Source organism: Pseudomonas sp. SED1 (assembly GCF_034044025.1).
GTDB lineage: Bacteria > Pseudomonadota > Gammaproteobacteria > Pseudomonadales > Pseudomonadaceae > Aquipseudomonas.
In genome coordinates this window covers 15,717-33,164 of the sequence record NZ_JAXCIS010000049.1, presented here as the reverse complement: position 1 = coordinate 33,164, position 17,448 = coordinate 15,717, and the positions used below count along the sequence as shown (strand labels likewise).

Genomic DNA, 17,448 nt, shown 5'->3' with positions numbered 1-17,448 from the left:
CCGTCGTACCGTCACCTGGCAAGGTGCGCATCTTATGGAAGTTGAATGTGACCTCATTGTCTTGTCCAGCTTCACCCACCTGTCACTCTGAATTCGTTACTGTAGACCGCGAACAGAGCTGACGGTCTCCCCGCAAGGGGATAACACGCGACGCTTCCATCAATAACAAGCCCAAGCGGAGTACCACAGATGGCGTTCTTCACCGCAGCCAGCAAAGCCGACTTCCAGCACCAACTGCAAGCGGCACTGGCGCAGCACATCAGTGAACAGGCACTGCCACAAGTGGCGCTGTTCGCTGAACAATTTTTCGGCATTATTTCCCTGGATGAACTGACCCAGCGTCGCTTGTCCGACCTGGCCGGTTGCACCCTGTCTGCCTGGCGCCTGCTTGAGCGCTTTGATCACAACCAACCGCAAGTGCGGGTCTACAACCCCGATTACGAACGTCATGGCTGGCAATCGACCCACACCGCGGTCGAAGTGCTGCACCACGACTTGCCATTCCTGGTGGACTCGGTACGCACCGAGCTGAACCGCCGTGGCTACAGCATCCATACCCTGCAAACCACCGTGCTCAGCGTGCGTCGTGGCAAGAAGGGCGAGTTGCTGGAAATCCTGCCGAAAGGCACCCAGGGCGAAGACGTTCAGCAAGAATCGCTGATGTACCTGGAAATCGACCGTTGCGCCAACGCCGCCGAGCTGAGTGTCCTGAGCAAGGAACTTGAGCAGGTGCTGGGCGAAGTGCGCGTTGCTGTCGCCGATTTCGAACCGATGAAGGCCAAGGTCCAGGAACTGCTGGCCGGTATCGATGCCAGCTCGTACGTGATCGACGGCGAAGAAAAAGCCGAGATCAAGAGCTTCCTGGAATGGCTGGTGGGCAACCACTTCACCTTCCTCGGCTATGAAGAGTTTGTGGTACGTGACGAGGCGGATGGCGGTCATATCGAATATGACACCCACTCGTTCCTCGGTCTGACCAAGCTGCTGCGCCCGGGCCTGACGGCCGATGACCTGCGCATCGAAGACTACGCAGTGAACTACCTGCGTGAGCCGGCTGTGCTGTCGTTCGCCAAGGCTGCTCACCCAAGCCGCGTCCACCGCCCGGCCTACCCGGACTACGTGTCGATCCGCCAGATCGATGCCACCGGCAAGGTCGTCAAGGAATGCCGCTTCATGGGCCTCTACACCTCCTCGGTGTACGGCGAAAGCGTGCGAGTGATTCCTTACATCCGTCGCAAGGTTGCGGAAATCGAACGTCGTTCGGGCTTCCAGGCCAAGGCGCACTTGGGCAAGGAACTGGCCCAGGTGGTCGAAGTGCTGCCCCGTGATGACCTGTTCCAGACCCCGGTGGACGAGCTGTTCAGCACCGTGATGTCGATCGTGCAGATCCAGGAACGCAACAAGATCCGCGTGTTCCTGCGCAAAGACCCGTACGGTCGCTTCTGCTACTGCCTGGCCTATGTGCCGCGCGACATCTATTCCACCGAAGTGCGCCAGAAGATCCAGCAAGTCCTGATGGATCGCCTGAAAGCCTCGGACTGCGAGTTCTGGACTTTCTTCTCCGAGTCGGTACTGGCTCGCGTCCAGCTGATCCTGCGGGTAGACCCGAAGAACCGCCTGGACATCGACCCGCTGCAACTGGAAAAAGAAGTGGTGCAGGCCTGCCGCAGCTGGCAGGACGACTACTCCAGCCTGGTGGTGGAAAGCTTCGGCGAAGCCCACGGCACCAACGTGCTGGCGGACTTCCCGAAAGGCTTCCCGGCCGGCTACCGTGAGCGCTTCGCGGCGCATTCGGCCGTGGTCGACATGCAGCACTTGCTCAGCCTCACCGAAGCCAACCCGCTGGTGATGAGCTTCTACCAGCCATTGGGCCAGGTTTCCGGTCAGCGCGAGTTGCACTGCAAGCTGTATCACGCCGACACCCCGCTGGCACTGTCCGACGTACTGCCGATCCTGGAAAATCTCGGCCTGCGTGTACTGGGTGAATTCCCGTACCGCTTGCGTCATGCCAATGGCCGCGAGTTCTGGATTCACGATTTCGCGTTCACCGCCGCCGAAGGCCTGAACCTCGACATCCAGCAGCTCAACGACACCCTGCAGGACGCGTTCGTGCACATCGTCAATGGCGATGCCGAGAACGACGCGTTCAACCGCCTGGTACTGACCGCCGGCCTGCCATGGCGCGATGTGGCGCTGCTGCGTGCCTACGCCCGTTACCTGAAGCAGATTCGCCTGGGCTTCGACCTGGGTTACATCGCCAGCACCCTGAACAACCACACCGACATCGCCCGCGAGTTGACCCGGTTGTTCAAGACCCGCTTCTACCTGGCGCGCAAGCTCACCGCCGAAGACCTGGAAGACAAGCAGCAACGTCTGGAGCAAGCGATCCTCACGGCCCTGGACGACGTTCAGGTGCTCAACGAAGACCGCATCCTGCGTCGCTACCTGGACCTGATCAAGGCTACCTTGCGGACCAACTTCTACCAGGCGGATGCCAACGGTCAGAACAAGTCGTACTTCAGCTTCAAGTTCAACCCGCACGCCATTCCAGAATTGCCCAAGCCGGTGCCGAAGTTTGAAATCTTCGTCTACTCGCCACGGGTTGAAGGCGTGCACCTGCGCTTTGGTAACGTTGCACGCGGCGGCCTGCGCTGGTCTGACCGTGAAGAAGACTTCCGCACCGAAGTGCTGGGCCTGGTAAAAGCCCAGCAAGTGAAGAACTCGGTGATCGTGCCGGTTGGCGCCAAGGGCGGTTTCCTGCCGCGTCGCCTGCCACTGGGCGGCGGTCGGGACGAGATCGCGGCCGAGGGCATCGCCTGCTACCGCATCTTCATTTCCGGCCTGTTGGACATTACCGACAACCTGAAAGACGGCGCCCTGGTGCCTCCGTTGAACGTGGTGCGCCACGACAACGATGACCCGTACCTGGTGGTGGCAGCGGACAAGGGCACTGCGACCTTCTCCGACATCGCCAACGGCATCGCCATCGACTATGGCTTCTGGCTGGGTGACGCGTTCGCTTCCGGCGGTTCTGCCGGTTACGACCACAAGAAAATGGGCATCACCGCCAAGGGTGCGTGGGTGGGTGTGCAGCGTCACTTCCGTGAGCGCGGCATCAACGTCCAGCAAGACAGCATCACCGTGGTGGGCGTGGGCGACATGGCCGGCGACGTGTTCGGCAACGGCCTGTTGATGTCCGACAAGCTGCAACTGGTCGCGGCTTTCAACCACCTGCACATCTTCATCGATCCAAACCCGACCCCGGCCAACAGCTTCGCTGAACGTCAGCGCCTGTTCGACTTGCCGCGCTCGTCCTGGACCGACTACGACACCAGCATCATGTCGGAAGGTGGCGGTATCTTCTCGCGCAGCGCGAAGAGCATTGCCATCTCGGCGCAGATGAAAGAACGCTTCGACATCCAGGCTGACAAGCTGACCCCGACCGAACTGCTGAACGCCTTGCTCAAGGCGCCGGTGGACCTGTTGTGGAACGGCGGTATCGGTACTTACGTCAAGGCCAGCACCGAAAGCCATGCCGATGTGGGCGACAAGGCCAACGACGCCCTGCGCGTCAACGGCAACGAGTTGCGCTGCAAGGTGGTGGGCGAGGGCGGTAACCTCGGCATGACCCAATTGGGTCGTGTGGAATTCGGCCTCAATGGCGGCGGCTCCAACACCGACTTCATCGACAACGCCGGTGGTGTGGATTGCTCCGACCACGAAGTGAACATCAAGATCCTGCTCAACGAAGTGGTGCAGGCTGGTGACATGACCGACAAGCAGCGCAACCAGTTGCTGGCGAGCATGACCGACGAAGTCGGCAGCCTGGTGTTGGGCAACAACTATAAGCAGACCCAGGCCCTGTCCCTGGCCGCCCGCAAAGCCTTCGAGCGAGCTGCCGAGTACAAGCGCCTGATGAGCGACCTGGAAAGCCGTGGCAAGCTGGACCGCGCCATCGAGTACCTGCCTTCCGAAGACCAGCTCACCGAGCGTGCGGCCACCGGTAAGGGTCTGACCCGTCCGGAGCTGTCGGTACTGATCTCCTACAGCAAGATCGACCTCAAGGAAGCGTTGCTCAAGTCCCTGGTGCCGGATGACGACTACCTGACCCGCGACATGGAGACCGCGTTCCCGCCGAGTCTGGTGGCGAAGTTCTCCGAAGCCATGCGTCGCCATCGTCTGAAGCGCGAGATCGTCAGCACCCAGATCGCCAACGACCTGGTCAACCACATGGGCATCACCTTTGTTCAGCGGTTGAAAGAGTCCACCGGCATGAGCCCGGCGAACGTGGCCGGTGCTTACGTGATCGTGCGTGACATCTTCCACCTCCCGCACTGGTTCCGTCAGATCGAAGCCCTGGACCACCAGGTTTCGGCTGAAGTGCAACTGGCGCTGATGGACGAACTGATGCGCCTGGGCCGCCGTGCCACACGCTGGTTCCTGCGCAGCCGTCGCAACGAGCAGGATGCTGCCCGTGACGTCGCGCACTTCGGTCCGCACCTGGCGGCGTTGGGCCTCAAACTCGACGAACTGCTGGAAGGTCCGACCCGCGAAGGCTGGCAGAACCGTTACCAAGCCTATGTCGAAGCCGGTGTGCCTGAACTGTTGGCGCGCATGGTTGCAGGCACTACCCACCTGTACACCTTGCTGCCGATCATCGAAGCCGCTGACGTGACCGGTCAGAGCGCAGCGGACGTGGCCAAGGCGTACTTCGCCGTGGGTAGCGCACTGGACTTGCCGTGGTACCTGCAGCAGATCAGCGATCTGCCGGTGGGCAACAACTGGCAGGCCCAGGCCCGCGAAGCCTTCCGCGACGACGTGGACTGGCAGCAACGGGCGATCACCATCAAGGTTCTGCAAATGGCCGAAGCGCCGGAAGACATGGAAGCCCGCGTGGCCCTGTGGCTTGAGCAGAACGCGAGCATGGTGGAGCGCTGGCGCGCGATGATGGTGGAGATTCGTGCTGCGGTCGGTACGGACTACGCCATGTACGCGGTGGCCAACCGTGAGTTGCTGGACCTGGCGATGAGCGGTCAGTCGGTGCTGTAACGGGTCTGACTGAGCGTTAAAACAAAAAGCCCGGTATCGAAAGATGCCGGGCTTTTTTGTGTTTGATTATCGGGTGTTTTCTCAACTTGTGGCGAGGGAGCTTGCTCCCGTTGGGCTGCGCAGCAGTCCCGTTTTTGGGGACGCTGCGCGCCCCAGCGGGAGCAAGCTCCCTCGCCACAGGTAAAGCAGTATGATCAATTGCTACGTAGTAGCTTGGCCTCCAGATAATCCAGATGGTGGGTCATCAAGGTGACGGCTGTACCGGCATCGCCTTGCTCCACCGCATCCACAATCGCCCTGTGCTCCTGCCACGCGCAATACGTGCAGGCCTTGGCCTCAAATTGCGCAATCGCCAACGAGGTCAACGGCACCAGGCTGTTGAGAAACTGCGCCAACGGCGCGTTACCCGCTATCGCCGCCAGTTGCAGGTGAAACTCCCCGGAAAGCCGAATCGCTGGCCCGCGTTGGTCGCGCTCGATGCATTCCCGCTCCCGCGCAATCAACTCACGCAACTGTCGTACCTGCGCTGGCTCCGCATTGGCACACGCCAACTGCACCACGGTGATTTCCGTCAGGCGTCGCGCCTCGAGAATCTGCTGGGTTTGTTGGGCATCGGGTGCCGCCACCTGGGCCCGATGGTTGGGCCGCAGGATGATCACTTGCTGGTGCGACAGCCGCGCCAGCACTCGGCGAATCACGCTGCGGCTGACGCCAAAACTTTGCCCGAGGCTCTCCTCGGTAAAACGGCTGGCGGGGGCGATGCGTTGCTCGAGAATGGCGTCGAACAGTGCCGGGTAGATGTCGTCCACCGAGAGTTTCGGCTTGCCCACCAGGCGCAACGGCGTAAAGGGGAAAGGGGTGTGCAGGGCGTGAGCGGTCATGCGCGGTCTCCTGGAAGTCAGCTACCCAGATGGTCATCCGGGATGTTCAAGCGAATGCCCATGCGCAAGCCTTCCTGCAGGATGTGCCGGCGCATTTCGGCGCTGGCCAGGGCGCTGTTTTTGTTGCGGATCGCCCGCACCACGGCGTCGTTTTCCTGCAAGCGTTCCGCCAGGTGTTCGGGGGAGTTGCGCAGCACCTGGGCGCTTTGCTTGAGGGCGTTGCTGGTCTGTTGCACCACGTTCTGGAAGATCGGGTTGGAGGTCAGGGCGAACAGTTCTTCGTGGAACGCGATGTAGGCGTTCATCCCGGCTTCGCTGTCGCCGGCGTCGAGGGCTTCGCGCATGTCCATCAGGGTCAGGCGCAGTTGCCCGACTTCCTTGCTGCTGATGGATTGCGCCACCAGGCCGACGATAAAGGGCTCGAGGGTGTAGCGCAGTTGCAGGATGTCTTCGAGGCTGGCGTCGGCCACGCCGCTGTCCTGGGCCTGGGATTCGCTGAGGGTGGTCTCCAGCACCACCACGCCCTTGCCGGGCATGGAACGTACCAGGCCAAGGGTTTCGAGCACGATCACCGCTTCGCGCAGGCTTGGGCGGCTGATGCCCATTTGCTCGGCCAGTTCACGCTGGCCGGGCAGCATCTCGCCGCGCCGCCACTGACCCCTCGCCAGGGCGGCGCGCAGTTTTTCTACCACTGAATTGACTACGGTTGACGAGGTGATCACGTGTGGCTCCCTTTAAATTGGACTGTCTGCTTTGTGTGGCGAGAGAGCTTGCTCCCGCTGGACTGCGCAGCAGGCCCATTTTTTGGGGCCGCTTCGCGCCCCAGCGGGAGCAAGCTCCCTCGCCACAGGGGATGAGTCAGTCTCATCAGAACTCTTGGTGGGCAGGCAAGACCGGCTTCTTGGCCTGGAATGCATACCCTTGTTGCCCGTCCAGCACCTTGTTGGCGCGCTGGATATCGATGTCTTTTTCCCATCGGGCGATGGCCACGGTGGCGACACAGTTGCCGATCAGGTTGGTCAGCGCCCGGCCAATGCCCATGAACCAGTCCACCGCCAATACCAGCACCAGGCCTACCACTGGAATCGCCGGAATCGCGGTCAGTGTCGCCGCCAGAATCACCAGCGCCGAGCCCGGTATCCCGTGGGCGCCCTTGGAGGTGATCAGCGACACCAGCAGGATGGTCAGCAGGTCGGTCATCGACAGCGGTGTGCCGGTGGCGTTGGCGATAAACACGATGGCGAGGGTCAGGTAGATCGAAAAACCGTCGAGGTTGAACGAGTACCCGGTCGGAATCACCAGGCCCACGGTGGAGCTGCCAATCCCGAGGTGCTCCAGTTTACGCATGATTTGGGGCAGCACTGCGTCGGAGGAGGCGGTGCCCATCACGATCAACAGCTCTTCCCGCAGGTACTTGAGCAGCGGCAGCATCCGCAGGCCCGACAGGCGCATCACCAGGCCGAGAATCACCGCGACGAACAGGAAGCAGGTGAGGTAGAACAGGCCCACCAGGCTGCCCAGGTGTTGCAGGGAATCCAGGCCATAAGTACTGGTGGTGAAGGCGATGGCGCCGAACACGCCGATGGGCGCCAGGCGCACGATCATGCCCATGATGCGGAAGATCACGTGGCTCAGTTCGTTGATCAACCGCGAGATGCCGGAGGCAGCTTCGCCCACCAGGTTCAGCGCGCTGCCGAACAGCACCGAGAACAACAGCACTTGCAACACGTTGTTGTCAGCGAAGGCGCCGATCACCGAGTTGGGGATCAGGTCCATCAGGAATTGGCTGGTGCCCTTGATGTGCTGGCCTTTGTCGGCCAGCTCATTCAAGCCGGCAGACGACAGTTGTTCCAGGTGAATATTGGCGCCAGTGCCGATTCCGGTGCTGAAGGCCATGATCAGGCCGATCACCAGGGCCACGGTGGTCAGTGCTTCGAAGTAGATCACCGACTTGAGGCCGATGCGTCCGACTTTCTTCAAGTCGCCGGCGCCGGAAATACCGCTGACCACCACGCAGAATACGATCAGGCCAATCAGCATTTTGATCAGCTTGATAAAGCCGTCACCCAGGGGTTTGAGTTGCGAGGAAAATTCGGGAAGGGCGAGGCCGCAGATTATGCCGATGATCAGGCCAATCACGACTTGCAGGAAAATCGAACGCGAGCACCATCTGAGCATGGGAAGGATCTCTATTCGGTGCCCTGGTGGGTCCAGGGCTTAATTGTTGTGGTCTGACCGGTATGTCCAGTGCGGGGCCAGTCTACGCTCGGGTTTTTTCAAGTCGCAAGTAAATATTACGTGGATGGCCGGTCCCGGTCTGACCAGTGGGTGCGTAAGGTCTGTGCTTGAGCGGTTGGCGGCGGGAATTTTTTTTCGCTTATCATCCGCAGCTTGGCCAAACAGGTGAGCTATGGATATTCCGGGACTGACGACGGATGAGAATGGCCTGACGCGCTGTACATGGCGCATGGCCGCAGTGGAATACCCGGATTACCACGACCATGAATGGGGCGTGCCGGTGGCTGATGACATTGCGCTTTACGAGAAGATTTGCCTGGAGGGTTTTCAGGCGGGCATGGCGTGGATCACCATCCTGCGCAAGCGCGAGGCGTTTCGACGGGCGTTCGAGGGCTTTGATTTTCGCCGGGTGGCGCAGTACACCGAGCAGGATATCGAGCGGCTGATGGCCGACCCGGGTATCGTGCGCAATCGCGCCAAGATCGTGTCCACCATCAACAACGCCCGGCGCGCTTGTGAGCTGGTGGATGAGACCGGTTCGCTGGCGGCGTGGTTGTGGTCATTTGAGCCGCCCGCCGACGAGCGCCCGGCGCAGGTCGACCTGGCGTACTGGACGGCCAACCCGACTTCAGCCGCTTCAACGCGCTTGTCCCAGGCCCTGAAAAAGCGCGGCTGGAGCTACGTGGGGCCGACCACGATGTATGCGTTCATGCAGGCGATGGGCATGGTCAACGACCACCTTGAAGGCTGTGCCTGCCGACCTCGAATCGAACAGCTGCGCCACCAATTCAAACGACCCTGAGCCACTGACTGTGCGCGGTTAAAACTGTGGGAGCTGGCTTGCCTGCGATGGCGGTGGATCAGCAAACACAACTGTGTCTGATGCACCGCCATCGCAGGCAAGCCAGCTCCCACAGGAGAGGGCGGTGGCGCGGGTTAGCGTGGCAGCGGCGTGAGCACGTCGGCCTTGTCATCCATCACCATCACCACCAGCAGCTTTGCCGGTTGGGTCTGGCTGGCATTGCTCGATTCAAAGTGCCGCGAGCCGGCGGGTTCGTAGAACGATTGGCCGACCTTGTAGGTGATCGCCTTCTCATCGTTGACCCGCGAGGTAATTGCACCTTCCAGCACGTAGGCCACGGCAGTGCCGGTGTGGCTGTGGGGTACGGTGGCCTGGCCCGGCGCATAGTCCACGGTGAGCATGACGGTTTTCTTGCCGGGGACGTTGGTCAGGGCGTGTTCCTGCAACACGTTGATCTTTTCCTGGTTGTATACCGGGTCGTGGGCAAAGGCGCTTAACGAGGCCAGCAGCAGGGTGGTGCCGAGCAGTACTTTCATGGTGAGGCTTCCGAGTGAGTCGAGACCCCTTCACCCTAGGCCCCGATCCGGAATTGACCAATAGCCAATCCGGCGGAAATTCCCTCAGCCAATCTGTCGCAGGATGTCCCGCACCACGTCCAGCGCCGGGTCAATGTCCAGGGTTTCGATCGCGCCAAACCCGATCTTCAGCCCCTCGCGTACCGGTGTGTCGTGGAAAAACACGCTCAGCGGATAGAGCCCCACGTCCGCCTCCCGTGCCAGTCGGGTGAGCTGCGGGATATTCACCGGCACCTTGCACAGTGCGGCCAGATGGAACCCGGCCACGGTGGGCACCACTTCGAACCACGGCGAGAGGTCCCCCGCCAGGCGCTGCAGAATCCGTTCCCGGCGCCCGGCATACACCCCATGGCAGCGCCGAATGTGCTTGAGCAGGTAGCCTTCGCTGATGAACTTGGCCAGGGCCCATTGCGGCAGGGTGGAGCTGTGCTGGTCGGTGAGTTGCTTGGCCTTGAGCACCGCGCCAAAAATCGCCGGCGGTAACACCGTGTAGCCCAGGCGCAACTCCGGCAGGAGGGTTTTCGAGAAGGTCCCGACATAGGCGACCACACCGCGGGTGTCCATGCTTTGCAGGGAATCGGTGGGGCGGCCCTCGTAGCGGAATTCGCTGTCGTAGTCATCCTCGATCACGATGGCGCCCAGCGCCAGCGCACGTGCCAGCAACGCTTCACGGCGCAGCACGCTCATGGGCATGCCCAGGGGGAACTGATGGGACGGCGTCACGTAGATCAGCCGCGTGCCGTCGGGAATCAAGTCGACCCGCAGGCCGTGCTCGTCCACCGGCACGCCCACCACGGTCGCCCCCATGGCGTCGAACATCAGTCGCACCGGGGGGTAGCCGGGGTCTTCCATGGCGACGACGCTGCCCGGCTCCAGCACCACGCGGGCGATCAGGTCGAGCGCCTGCTGGGCGCCGTTGGTGACTACGATGTCGTCTTCGCTGCACCTGACCCCACGGGAAAACGCGATATGCCCGGCGATTGCACTGCGCAGGGCCGGCAAACCTTCCGGCCGGCTGTAGAAGCCGCTGTCCTGTGAGATACGACGCAAGGCATCGAGGGTGCAGCGCCGCCATTCATCCTGGGGGAACTGGCTGCGGGCCGTGGCGCCGCCGATAAAGTCCCGGCTCGGGCGGGTCTCACGGCTGGGGTGGCCCATGGGCGCTGGAAGGGCCTGCCACTTGGCCAGGTTGGCGGCGCAGGCGAGGTCGGCGGCACTTTGCAGGTGTTCGCGGCGCGTGGCCCAGGCGTTGACGAACGTGCCACGGCCGATCCTGCCGACCAACAACCCTTCGTAGGTCAGCGCCGCGTAGGTGTCTGAGACCGTCTTGCGCGACACGCCCAGTTGCAGGGCCAGCAAGCGGCTGGGAGGCAATTGCGACCCGGCCACCAGTTGTCCCGACTCAATGGCCGTGCGCAGTTGCTGGTAAAGCTGTTCGGCCAGGTCCTTGCGGCCCTTGATAACGACGTGCAGTTCCATGGTTCATCCAGAGGCAAGCATTCACCCGCAAGATTACCGCAAGTCACCCGCCAGCCGAATCAGGACAGGAAACCGCCGTCCACATTCAACGAAACACCGGTGGTGTAGCTCGACGCATCGCTGGCCAGGTACAGCACCGCGCCGGCCATTTCGCTTGGGTCGGCCACGCGCTTGAGGGGAATCTGTGCCAGGGCCATTTTCAGGATCGAGTCGTTCTTCACCAGGGCCGAGGCGAACTTGGTGTCGGTCAGGCCCGGCAGCAGCGCGTTGCAACGAATGCCGAACGGCGCGCATTCCTTGGCGAAGACTTTGGTCATGTTGATCACGGCGGCCTTGGTCACCGAGTAGATGCCCTGGAACACACCCGGCGAAATCCCGTTGATCGACGCCACGTTGATGATGCTGCCGCCGCCGTTCTCGCGCATCAGCTTGCCGGCTTCCACCGACATGAAGAAGTAGCCGCGAATGTTCACGTCGACGGTCTTCTGGAACGCGCCCAGGTCGGTGTCCAGCACGTTGCAGAACTGCGGGTTGGTGGCGGCGTTGTTGACCAGGATATCCAGGCGGCCGAACTGTTCGCGGATCGCGGCAAACACGTTGGTGATCTGTTCCATTTCGCCGATATGGCAGGCAATGGCGGTGGCCTTGCCTCCGTCGGCGATGATCGCGTCGGCCACGTGCTGGCAGCCGTCGATCTTGCGGCTCGACACGATCACGTGGGCGCCTTGTTGGGCCAGCAACTTGGCGATGGCCTCACCGATACCGCGGCTGGCGCCGGAAACGAAAGCGATCTTGCCGTCGAGGTCGAACAGTTGAGTCTTGGACATGGTTTTTCCTTGAAGAGGGTCAGAGGGAAGACTGTTTGATGACGTTCAGGCTCATCTGCTCCAGCAGCTTGTTCATGTGAATGAACTGCGCAAAGCGTTTGTCCTGGGTCTGGCCATGGAAGAAGCGGTAGTAGATCTGCTGCACGATGCCGGCCAGGCGGAACAGGCCGTAGGTGTAGTAGAAGTCGAAATTGTCGATCCGGATCCCGGAGCGTTCGGCGTAGTAGTCGACGAACTGGCGGCGGGTGAGCATGCCGGGAGCGTTGCTTGGCTGGCGGCGCATCAGTTGCACCGGCGCCGGGTCGGCCGCTTCGATCCAGTAGGCGAGGGTGTTGCCCAGGTCCATCAGCGGGTCGCCGAGGGTGGTCAGTTCCCAGTCCAGCACGCCGATGATCTGCATCGGGTTATGCGGGTCGAGGATCACGTTGTCGAAGCGGTAGTCGTTGTGAACGATGCTCGAGGTGGGGTGGTCGGCGGGCATCTTGTCGTTGAGCCAGGCACGCACGGCTTCCCAGCTCGGCGCGTCAGGGGTCAGGGCCTTTTCGTAACGGTCGCTCCAGCCGCGAATCTGCCGCTCCACATAACCCTCAGGCTTGCCCAGGTCGGCCAGGCCGCAGGCGGTGTAGTCGACCTGGTGCAGCTCGACGAACTTGTCGATAAAGCTTTTGCACAAGGCTTCGGTTTTCGTCGCGTCCAGGCCCAGTTCCGGCGGTAGGTCCGAGCGCAGGATGATCCCGTTGACCCGCTCCATCACGTAGAACTCGGCGCCGATCACCGACTCGTCGGTGCAGTGCACGTAGGGTTTGGGACAATACGGGAAACCGTCCTTGAGCTGGTTGAGAATCCGGTATTCGCGGCCCATGTCGTGGGCGGACTTGGCCTTGTGGCCAAAGGGCGGGCGACGCAGCACGAATTCCTGGCCGGGGTATTCCAGCAGGTATGTCAGGTTCGAGGCACCACCCGGGAACTGGCTGATGTTGACGCTGCCGCTCAAGCCCGGGATATGGGCCTTGAGGTAGGGATCGATGAGGCTGGCATCAAGTTCTTCGCCGGGGCGAATCTGGGTCGATTGGTCATTAAGCGCCATGCTTATCCCTTCTGCTTATTCTTAAGGCCTTGGACTATTGGCTAATCTAATGCGCGCGGCCGCCCAGCCACAAGGTTGGGGCGGCTTAATAGGTTAGCGTGTTGGCCGATGATCAGCGGGCTTGATGTGTTCAGATCACCAGAATTGCGCGCCCGCCGGGGCTGCAGGACAGGTTGGCACCTATTTCGACTTTCGCCAGGTCTACGCCCAAACCGGCAAGAAGGTTGTTGACCAATGGGTCGAGGAGCGGGCTGAGCACGCCGGAGATGATGCCGGTGAGGAGATTGAGCACGCCCGTCACCAGGCCGACCACCAGATTCAGCACCAATCCCAAGAGCCCGCCTTGTGTAGGTGGATGGTTGATCAACTGGATGCCACTGAGGGTGTTGCTCAAGCTGCCTACCACGTTACTCGAACTGAAACTGAAGTAGGCGGGGGGCTGCTTCACCTCGGGCGGCGACGCGTAGGTGTGATTGCGAGTGGTCTTGGCCACGCTGCTGTCGACTCTCAGGCTGATGCCGCCTACGCCATAGGGTTGCCGAGGATCGCAGACGCCCTTGCTGCAGGTTCGTATGCCCAGGTCGAGCAATGGAAACTCGTCGACACTCAGCGGGGCGGTGGAGGAAAACAGGTTTGTCGGGTCGATCTGGCCGACCATCAACCGCACGGCAGATGTGGTGCCCACCACCGACAACGATTTGTCCGCAGGCCCGTTGCAGCGATAACCGGTCACCTCGCTACTGCCGCTGGCCGCCTCCAGGGCCACGTCGAGTTGGGTGCCGATTTTCGGATCCAGGGAGCTGCCCAACAACAGCCCCAGCAGGCCTGTCACTCCACTTACCACATCGTTCAGCACGCCGACCACGGGCAAGTTCACGGAGATCAAGGTTCTGACTTGCGCGGTCCTGACATAAATCGGCTGGGTGGCGATCAGCTTCGGGTTGCCGATGGCGGATATCTGCGCCGGTTCAATCACCTTGGTCTTGACCGTGATATTCAGCAATCCCAGCACATCCACCGGCAGCTCCACCGCCACGGCGTTGTACTTGTTCGACAGTTGCACAAACCCCTGGATCAGGTTGAACAGTTGCAGGTTGACGTCCAGGGCGCTCTTGTCGGTGCCGTTCTGGATGGTCAGCAGGTCGCCCAGGTGCAGGATCTTCGTGCCGGGAGCAATCAGTTTGATCGCTTCCAGGTTATTGATCACCACCTTGACCGCATCGCCCCCCAGCTTGAGAACATCAATTGCGGCCTGGATCAAATCGCCGACGCTGGCGTTGGTCTTGAGCAGTTCGTCGTAGTTGCCGGCGCTGACCTTCAGTTGAATGGCCAACGCGTCCAGGTAGCTGAGCAGGCTGATATCGGTGTTGATCAACCCCTCCCAGCCCACCGCGTTGATTTGCAACTTGCCCCCCAGCAGCCCGCCGATCAGCGCGTTGAGTGCTGCGGACTTGGTGCTGTCGACGGTCAACAGCGTGCTGCGAATGGTCAGCACGGCGACCGGCGGCGCGGGTACTGCGGCCACGGCCACTGCCTGCAACTGGATGGTCGACTCGAAAGGGCCGGGGGAGAACAGCATGAAGAGACCGTTGGCGATGCTGGTGACCACGCGATGGGTGGCGATGACCTGAATCGCATCGGCTTTTGAGGGATTGGGACTGAAGGTGCGCATGAAGTCAGCGCCGGTGACCAACGTGCCGCAGGCGGTGGCCAGGGTACGGTTTTCGTTGATTGGGAAGTTATTGCGGGTCGCGCTTTGGATCGCGAATTGCGCGGCGTTGGTATTCGGGGAGACGCAGGCGCCGCCGCGGGTCACCACCTCCAGCGCAGCGGTGTCGGCAATCCGTTGCAGCTTGCGCTTTTCCAGGTACAGCCGGCCGCTGTCGACCACCAGCAGCAGAAACAACAGCGCAATCGCGAGGGTCATCGCGCCCATCAGACCTATCGCACCGCGTTGGCGGGCCGGGCCGAATCCATGGCAAACCATCCTGCGTTCCTTCGCCGGTCCTGCACCGGCGTCCTGAGCGTCCCCGCAAGCAGTGTAGTCAGGATTTGGATGATTGCTGGCTATTAGCCATTATTTCTTCGGTGGCAGTGTCACGGGCGTCAGTACGGGCCGGCCGGCGAAGTATTCCAGCAAGTTGTCTGCCACGCGCTGCACGGTGTCATGGGCAGCTTCCGGCGACAGGCCGGCGACGTGGGGCGTGAGCACGGTGTTGCTGAGGAGCTTCAAGGCATCCGGCACTTTGGGTTCATCGTCGAACACATCCAGCGCTGCGCCGCCGATGCGCCGTTGCTCCAGGGCGGTGATCAGGTCGGCAGTGACTATCACGCTGCCGCGGCCGATGTTCACCAGAAAACCATTGGGGCCAAGGGCGTCGAGGGCCTGGCGGTCGATCAAATGCCGGGTGCTGGCGCCGCCCGGCGTGGCCAGGATCAGGAAGTCTGAAGCCCGCGCCAGTTCCACGGCAGTGGCGCAGTAGGTGTAGTCCACGTCCTCGCGGGGCTGACGGTTGTGGTAACTCACTTCCATGCCAAACCCCAGCGCTGCACGCTTGGCGATCTCCAGGCCTACGGCGCCCAGTCCAAGAATGCCCAACTGCTTGCCGGCGAGGGAAGGGCGCATCACCTTGGGCCATTCGCTGCGCCGTACCGCAGCGTCTGCCCGGGGAATGTCACGCACCAGCGACAGCAGCAGAGCCATGGCGTGGTCGGCTACCGACGGTGCATTCACGCCCGCGCCATTGGTGACCACGATCCCACGGTTGCTGGCGGCTTGCAGGTCAACGTGTTCATAGCCGGCGCCGACCACGCAGATGATCTCCAGCAGCGGCAGCGCGGCGATTTCCTCGGCGTACAAACCCAGCGGGCCACGGGTCAGCACCGCCTGGATCTGCCCGCCGTGGGTCTTGATTGCCTTGGCGCGTTCGGCCGGGGTCGGCGCGAGGATCACGTGAAAGCCATTGCCTTCGATGATCGGCAGGTAGTCGTTGATGGTTTCAACCAGGACCAGAACGGTGACGGGCATGCGAGGGCTCTTCCTGAAGGGTTTGAGGGGTTGAGTATGCGACATTTTGTCGGAATGAATCCCGCGACAGGCGAAGAAAAATCGGACGCCCGCCGGGCATTGATACTCCGGCGGGCGTTTCAGGGGGAGGTTAAAAGCAGATATCTGCCGCCTTCACACGCTTCACAAACGCCCCAGCCAAGGTTCCATTGTGATGCTCGATAATTGCCTCGGCCGATAACGCCGGAGTGTCCATGCAGGTATGGCCATCTTCCGGCAGCACTACCGAGAACCCCAGCTCGACGGCCACTCGGCACGTTGTGTCGATGCAGTACTGGGTTTTCATCCCGACGATCACCAGTTCATTCACCTGTGCCGCCGCCAGTTGCTGCGCCAGCTCGGTGCCGAGAAAACAGCTGGGCCGGGTTTTATTGAAAACCGTGTCGCGAGCCTCATCAACCTCCAGCGCTGGCCAGAGCTGCCATAACGGGCTGCCCGCCTCGATGGGCGAACCCGCCGGGCCGGTGTGGCGCGCTGCAAAAACCGGCACGCCAGCGTGTCGCGCTCGTTGAATCAACTGGTTGATGTTGTCGAGTACGCGCTGGCGTTCGTAGGGTTTTTGCGGACCATCGTACAGACCGGTCTGCATGTCGATGACCAGCAGGGCGGGGCGCTTGTTGTCAGGCATGGTACTGCTCCTTGTAGTTGCCAGATGGCGGAGCAATAAAAAGGCCCCGTCCATTGCTGGCGGGGCCTTGGGTAAATCCGGGTGGCTTAGTTTGCGCGCCACTCACAGCTACCACACGACCCGCCAAAAGCGGTCGTGGTGGTGGTGCGGGTGAGGGCCTGCTGAATAAGGTTCATGGGCCGATCATGCTGGCGCTGGCGTTTGGATGTCAACGCATCAACCGAGGTTTTTTTCCGGGATCAGGAGATTTCTGGCAGCGGCGAGGAATTCATCGGACAGGCTATTGCCTTTGGTCGCACGGGCCAGGGTGAGGGCGCCGACCATCATCGCGTACTGGGCAATGGCGGCTTGCCGGTCACCTTCGGGTGTTCCGGTTGCCTGGGTAGTGGCCAGGATTCCCATGGACGCTTCAAAGCCCTGGATAAAGCTGCGTTGCAACGCGCTGTCGACGGCTTCATGGCACATCTCCCCGGCAAACGCCGCCACCGGGCAACTGTCCCCGGGGTTGTCACGATTGGCCGCCGACAGATACGGATCAATCAACGCCAGTCGCGCCGCCTCGGGCTCAGGGCTTTGCTCGAGCCTGGCCTGCCAACGCAGGCTCGATTGTTCGAACGCCCGGTTACAGGCTTCCGTGGCCAGCGCCTCGCGGGACTCGAAGTGGCCGTAGAAACCGCCATGGGTCAGCCCGGCGGCGGCCATCACGTCCGACACGCTGATGCCGTGGATGCCCCGCTCACGAAACAGCCGCGTGGCGGCCTCGACGATGATTTCGCGGTTGAGTTCGGCTTGTTTGCGGGACACGCGTGGCATCG

13 protein-coding genes are annotated in these 17,448 nt (G+C 61.7%); 2 read left to right on the top strand and 11 right to left on the bottom strand.

Annotated elements, in window-relative coordinates; translation table 11 throughout:
* The first annotated feature begins 189 nt into the window (after positions 1-189).
* Positions 190-5,049, top strand: coding sequence for an NAD-glutamate dehydrogenase (locus SNL23_RS06505; RefSeq protein ID WP_076014885.1), 4,860 nt, complete (start codon positions 190-192; stop codon positions 5,047-5,049).
* 194 nt (positions 5,050-5,243) lie between these two features.
* Here SNL23_RS06505 and SNL23_RS06500 read toward each other — a convergent pair whose 3' ends face one another.
* From SNL23_RS06500 to SNL23_RS06490, 3 genes are all read right to left on the bottom strand, one after another.
* A complete protein-coding gene (locus tag SNL23_RS06500) occupies positions 5,244-5,930 on the bottom strand; it encodes a GntR family transcriptional regulator (RefSeq protein WP_318301869.1) in 687 nt (228 codons plus the stop codon).
* A 17-nt stretch (positions 5,931-5,947) separates the two neighbouring features.
* Entirely contained in the window at positions 5,948-6,652 is a 705-nt protein-coding gene (locus SNL23_RS06495) for a FadR/GntR family transcriptional regulator (RefSeq protein WP_003212959.1), read from the bottom strand.
* A gap of 145 nt (positions 6,653-6,797) precedes the next feature.
* Positions 6,798-8,108: a C4-dicarboxylate transporter DctA gene (locus tag SNL23_RS06490; RefSeq protein WP_076014883.1), complete on the bottom strand. Its 1,311-nt coding sequence runs from the start codon at positions 8,106-8,108 to the stop codon at positions 6,798-6,800.
* A gap of 232 nt (positions 8,109-8,340) precedes the next feature.
* Here SNL23_RS06490 and SNL23_RS06485 point away from each other — a divergent pair, with 232 nt between their 5' ends.
* Positions 8,341-8,970: a DNA-3-methyladenine glycosylase I gene (locus SNL23_RS06485; protein ID WP_318301868.1), complete on the top strand. Its 630-nt coding sequence runs from the start codon at positions 8,341-8,343 to the stop codon at positions 8,968-8,970.
* A 134-nt stretch (positions 8,971-9,104) separates the two neighbouring features.
* Here the strand turns inward: SNL23_RS06485 and SNL23_RS06480 are convergent, their stop codons facing one another.
* From SNL23_RS06480 to SNL23_RS06445, 8 genes are all read right to left on the bottom strand, one after another.
* On the bottom strand, positions 9,105-9,506 hold the full coding sequence (locus SNL23_RS06480) for a cupin domain-containing protein (RefSeq protein WP_318301867.1): 402 nt from the start codon (positions 9,504-9,506) through the stop codon (positions 9,105-9,107).
* Positions 9,507-9,590: 84 nt separating this feature from the next.
* A complete protein-coding gene (gene pdxR / locus SNL23_RS06475) occupies positions 9,591-11,024 on the bottom strand; it encodes a MocR-like pyridoxine biosynthesis transcription factor PdxR (RefSeq protein WP_318301866.1) in 1,434 nt (477 codons plus the stop codon).
* A 59-nt stretch (positions 11,025-11,083) separates the two neighbouring features.
* Positions 11,084-11,851, bottom strand: coding sequence for an SDR family oxidoreductase (locus tag SNL23_RS06470; RefSeq protein ID WP_003210776.1), 768 nt, complete (start codon positions 11,849-11,851; stop codon positions 11,084-11,086).
* Between the two features lie 19 nt (positions 11,852-11,870).
* Entirely contained in the window at positions 11,871-12,938 is a 1,068-nt protein-coding gene (locus SNL23_RS06465) for a phosphotransferase family protein (RefSeq protein ID WP_318301865.1), read from the bottom strand.
* Positions 12,939-13,068: 130 nt separating this feature from the next.
* Positions 13,069-14,925, bottom strand: a complete 1,857-nt coding sequence (locus tag SNL23_RS06460) for a pilus assembly protein TadG-related protein (RefSeq protein WP_318301864.1) — start codon at positions 14,923-14,925, stop codon at positions 13,069-13,071.
* 90 nt (positions 14,926-15,015) lie between these two features.
* Positions 15,016-15,966 carry a 2-hydroxyacid dehydrogenase gene (locus SNL23_RS06455; RefSeq protein ID WP_076014877.1) on the bottom strand — a complete coding sequence of 317 codons (951 nt, stop codon included), beginning with the start codon at positions 15,964-15,966 and terminating at the stop codon, positions 15,016-15,018.
* 130 nt (positions 15,967-16,096) lie between these two features.
* On the bottom strand, positions 16,097-16,633 hold the full coding sequence (locus SNL23_RS06450; RefSeq protein WP_167664794.1) for a cysteine hydrolase family protein: 537 nt from the start codon (positions 16,631-16,633) through the stop codon (positions 16,097-16,099).
* A gap of 216 nt (positions 16,634-16,849) precedes the next feature.
* On the bottom strand, positions 16,850-17,446 hold the full coding sequence (locus SNL23_RS06445; protein WP_076014875.1) for a TetR/AcrR family transcriptional regulator: 597 nt from the start codon (positions 17,444-17,446) through the stop codon (positions 16,850-16,852).
* Positions 17,447-17,448 lie beyond the last annotated feature (2 nt).